The organism is Psychrobacter sp. 1Y4, from assembly GCF_051847555.1.
Map to the genome: position 1 here is coordinate 1 of NZ_JBPYDE010000030.1, position 4,461 is coordinate 4,461.

A 4,461-nucleotide genomic window follows, 5' to 3' on the forward strand; every position below is an offset into this window, starting at 1 on the left:
CTCAGGATAGAGCGCCAATAAGCGATCACGAATATGCTCCGCTTGCCATAGAGCCAAAGGACTCTGACGCGTGGCGATGGTTAAGGTAGTCAAAGCAGGTTGCTGCGGATTGCTCATAAAGGGCCTCAATAAATTCGATACTATAATCTCAATGCTACAATGTCAGTGCCAAGTTGGTGCTAAGCAATTGGGAAAACTTGCCACAAAAAATGGTCGACTCACATCAGAGATAGTAAAAGCTGGCGCAAAAAAATACCCCTATTTAAGCATAAATAAGGGTTTGATGATATGGGATGATTATGTCGCTCTGAAAACATCCTATTACATGCTTTGAATTTTGTCACGTAAGGCTGGCAGATGACGACGACTCACGGCCAACGTCTCATCGATTCCTTTAAAACGTATCTGATATTGTCCAGCGTCTAGGGTTTCTAAAAAGTCTAAAAAATTCAGATTTATAATGGCGTTGCGATGTACACGAAACAAACGATCGTCAAACTCTTGCTCTAGCTCTTTTAGAGTCTCATCAATCAATACAATACCATCTTTGTGACGTACTTTGTGTCAGCGAGTAATAAAGTATCATACTGATATTTTCGTAAAGTATTGATTTTGCTACTTATAAATTAACACTAAAAATAATAAAGTATCATACTGGATGATAATAATCAGAACTTTAAGTTGCATTTTGGAGTAATAAAGTATCATACTGAGAAAGTACTAATATATACTATATTCAAATCATTTATCTTAGCTGAATAACTAATGTTTTAAGCACTTTTTGGGGTTTTATATCACCTATGTCTATATGGGTTCTATCTTAATTCATCTCATATTCTTTAATCGCTCGTTGAACAATTTTACTATTATCATTCGATAACTTATCAATTCTATATCCCTGCTTAGCTACTTCCGCTCTAACATAAGGCGACTTGTCATCGATCATTACATCTGGCCTATAACCTTGCCTTGCTACAGCTACTCTAACAGCAGTTATTTTGTCTTTATATAATACATCTAGACCATGACCCTGTTCAGCAACAGCTTCTCTCACATAACAAGAGCTGTCTTTTATAAAGCCTGATAAATTATACCCTTGTTCAGCAACTTCTCTACGCACACTATCATCTTTATCATTAGCGAGATAACTTAATCGATAACCCGCATGAGCTACCATTCGCCGAACTTCAGCTTTTGAGGATTTAGACAACTCAACCGTCCCTTTTCGCTGTTCAATTAATACTAATGCCCAATGCACAGCACTCCAGACGTCCTCAGGTAGCTCAGATGCTATTTTGTTCCAGTTTTCAAACTCTCCGTAACTTTCTTTGTTATCTTCCAAGTATTTATCTATAGGCACCCAATCTATTTCAGTTTTAAGATGAACTACTTCGCAAAGCTCTTCTACTGATTCTTTTAGATATCTAATATGACCACTTGACCCATCGCCTAGTAGGAAGTAGTTACCAATTATTCGGAAGTAAACACCACTTTGCTCAAAAAAATCAACTTCTAGCATTATCTCTACCTTATATATTATTAGTTGAATGGAAAAATTAAGAATTATACTAGGACTAACTTAGACCTCAGTAGAAAATCATTTCTACATATTCATATGAATTAGCTTAAATGTCGATAATCTTCAATGGAATTTTTCTTGCCATAAGCGTCTCTTGAGGTACAGCTAAATATTTATCACGAATATGCTCAAAGTAGGGTGTCAAGCTGGGTAAACTTGTTTGAATAGACGACTGTTTCTTACGATTCTCTTTAACGCTCATCTCGATATATTTTTCAGTCTGCATCCAAGGTTTGTTAGGTAGTATATATCCGTGAGCTTTGAGGGTTTTTGACATCGATTCAGCTATTTTCAGACCAGCCAAGTCATAGTCAGCGAAGATATAGCGTTTACAGTCTTTTTGAGCTAAAGCTTTCAATATAGAAGTTATATTTTTATTGTTATGACCTCGATAGGCAAGCACAGTTACTGCGCCAGTCAACCCTTTTACTAGCTTGGCATGCTGCTCATTAAATCTACAAAATGCGTTAAAATTCTCTATGATTATAATGTTATCGATATTCCAATCAATGAGGTCGTTAATTTCCACACCTAAATAGGCATTCTCTTGAGTTTGCTTATGCGTGTAGTTGTTTGATACATTAATAATATGTTCTTCACTACCTAGTAGACGACACTCAAGAAAGCCTTTGGTAGGTGCTTTACTTAATAATTTATCGTTAGTTGTGATGGCTGTGTTATCTACACGGTCTTTACTTTTTAGCTCATTTAAATTGTGTCTGAGTAGGTCTATCCCTGTTTGAGCTTTTACGATCTCTCTAATACGGCCCCAGCCACCCATATTAATGATCACTTTTCCATTTTCTGTGTAGCCAATACTGGGGTCAAAAGATACCAATAATACAAGGATATTATCAGGGCTTCGATAGGTAGCGAATTTCACCCCCAGTATCATCTTCTCCTTCAAGTAATCAAGTTTACCCGCTTTATTCAAGGATTTTTCTAGGTCTACTTCCATATCTGGTCCTTTGATGGCGATTCTTCGTTTCTATTAAACTTTATATATTTAGCATCGATGACATAGCGTGTGTCACAAGTATAAGAAAGGTTTAGTGATTTTAAATAAACTTTATAGTTAAATTGACCTTTAGATTTGATAATCTTGTCGTTGATAAAATCACTCTTTGCTACTTTTAAGAACAAGGCTAAAAAGGCTTTGTAACGTATCTTGCGCTTCAAACCTGCCAAATCCCAGTACTCCCTGACAGATAAGGCCTTAGTAAAAGGCATGTCGCAATTATCTGCCATATACTGCATAACAAGCAATTTTTCAGGGGAGGGTAGTGGTTTCTTATGTTCTCGGTCAAACTCCTCATACTCACCCTTGTATAAATTATCACTCTTGCGTTTGGGCTTTCTAGCGCTAATTTTACTTACCACAGAGAAAAGAAATTCGCTGTCATCTAAAGTTTCAATATTGTGCAAAGTACCAGCCAAAGTCATACCACCAAAAGCTAAGCCTTTATCCACAATATCGTTATACTCAATATCTATCTTTTCAGGAACAAGTTGATTGTTTCTTAAAGCCTTGCGTAATAGCCAAAGCCTCCTGCCTTTCTTATCTTGCTCTTTTTTTAACTTATCAATTAATATCAGTATTTTTTGTAAGTGAACGCCCATTTCAATATTGAATCTAGAAATAGAGTCTGCTAAATACTCATTAAGTATAGCTGCCGCTGGCGTATACTCGCCGTGTAGTTTGCGGAGTTCATCGCGACTTAATATCTCTATTTTTTCGAGTTGAAGTTTGATCTTTTTATTTAAACCCTCGAGAATCTGTCTCTTTACCTTAACGTTTGATGTGTTGTTTAGATCAGAGTTGATGACATACTCAATATCAGCCATCTCACGCCCAAGATATTCAGCGATGGAGATGCAGATATCTCGTATATTAGCCAAATGCAGCATTTCTTCACTTTCATCTTCAAACGAATCTGACTGTATTTGTGCTAAGGCAACCTCATTACTGATCTGATGTTTAGACAGTTCAATATCAGGAGCAATATTTGCATTACGAGACTTTCTATCCAGATTCTTTAAGATTGCTGTAAAGTTTGAGCCTAGGGTAATGTTATTAGGATTGATACTGATAACACCACTGTCTTGTAGTATCTGATACTGTTTATGTTTATCGTTGACCAACTCATAGCAGCCATTAGGGGAGTAGGCTTGATAAATCAAATCAGCTTTATCAGTTATAGCCCTACCAAGTGTTCTGATTATTTCTTCCGATAACCTGAGGCTGACTTTACTCATAACTTAAGCCCTTGCTGCTCAGCAAAAATCTCTTCAGTGGGCTCATCTAATATATTGTCAGCAATATAATCAAATACATCATATATATAGCCGATTTTTCCTGTTGCTCGATAAATCTTTTTATTGGGCTCAACCAACTTCAGTATTTCGTGCTTCTGGAGTCTTTCTAAAAGAGCGGCTACCTTTTCGTCATTGGGCTTTTTAGAAGCGCCTGTGATCTCAGAAACCTCGTTTAGCATACTTGCAAAATGCTTGTTATTATTTGCTTCTAAAACCAGCTCTGTTTGGTTTAGATTTTCACCAACAGTTAATACATTGCCCTCATCGGCTGTTGATAGGCAAGCAATCATTTCTACTATAGGCGCTATGTCATGATAAATTTCATTAAACTGTTTAACCACGGCTCTTCTGTCAGAGTCACTAGGTATATTATTTAAACCAGCATAAACCTCTCCATCACTGAAGGTGACTAGACTGACCCCAAATGGTTGTAGCTGAGACACCATACGATCATAGGCTACTTTATTATCTCTTAGATGCCTATACGCCTCTGGATAACTCACAGAGCATATAAATTTATTGTTCATTAACAATCTGAGTATTTCATGCTCTTTCATTAGGAAAAC

4 protein-coding genes and 2 pseudogenes are annotated in these 4,461 nt (G+C 36.7%); all 6 read right to left on the minus strand.

Going from position 1 to position 4,461, the window contains the following annotated elements:
• Positions 1-93 (minus strand): annotated as a pseudogene (locus tag ACS8FC_RS13800) (hydroxymethylbilane synthase); the annotation flags it as partial.
• Between the two features lie 228 nt (positions 94-321).
• Positions 322-558: pseudogene (locus ACS8FC_RS13805) on the minus strand (LytTR family DNA-binding domain-containing protein); the annotation flags it as partial.
• Positions 559-820: 262 nt separating this feature from the next.
• Positions 821-1,519 carry a hypothetical protein gene (locus ACS8FC_RS13810; RefSeq protein ID WP_201608394.1) on the minus strand — a complete coding sequence of 233 codons (699 nt, stop codon included), beginning with the start codon at positions 1,517-1,519 and terminating at the stop codon, positions 821-823.
• 106 nt (positions 1,520-1,625) lie between these two features.
• Positions 1,626-2,537, minus strand: coding sequence for a DUF7281 domain-containing protein (locus ACS8FC_RS13815; protein WP_290178476.1), 912 nt, complete (start codon positions 2,535-2,537; stop codon positions 1,626-1,628).
• Entirely contained in the window at positions 2,528-3,835 is a 1,308-nt protein-coding gene (locus ACS8FC_RS13820) for a hypothetical protein (protein ID WP_290178477.1), read from the minus strand. Before ACS8FC_RS13820 ends, ACS8FC_RS13815 begins: the two co-directional genes overlap by 10 nt.
• Positions 3,832-4,461: condensin complex protein MksE (locus ACS8FC_RS13825; RefSeq protein ID WP_439297184.1), on the minus strand; the 630-nt coding region annotated here is incomplete at its 5' end. The genes ACS8FC_RS13820 and ACS8FC_RS13825, both read right to left, overlap by 4 nt.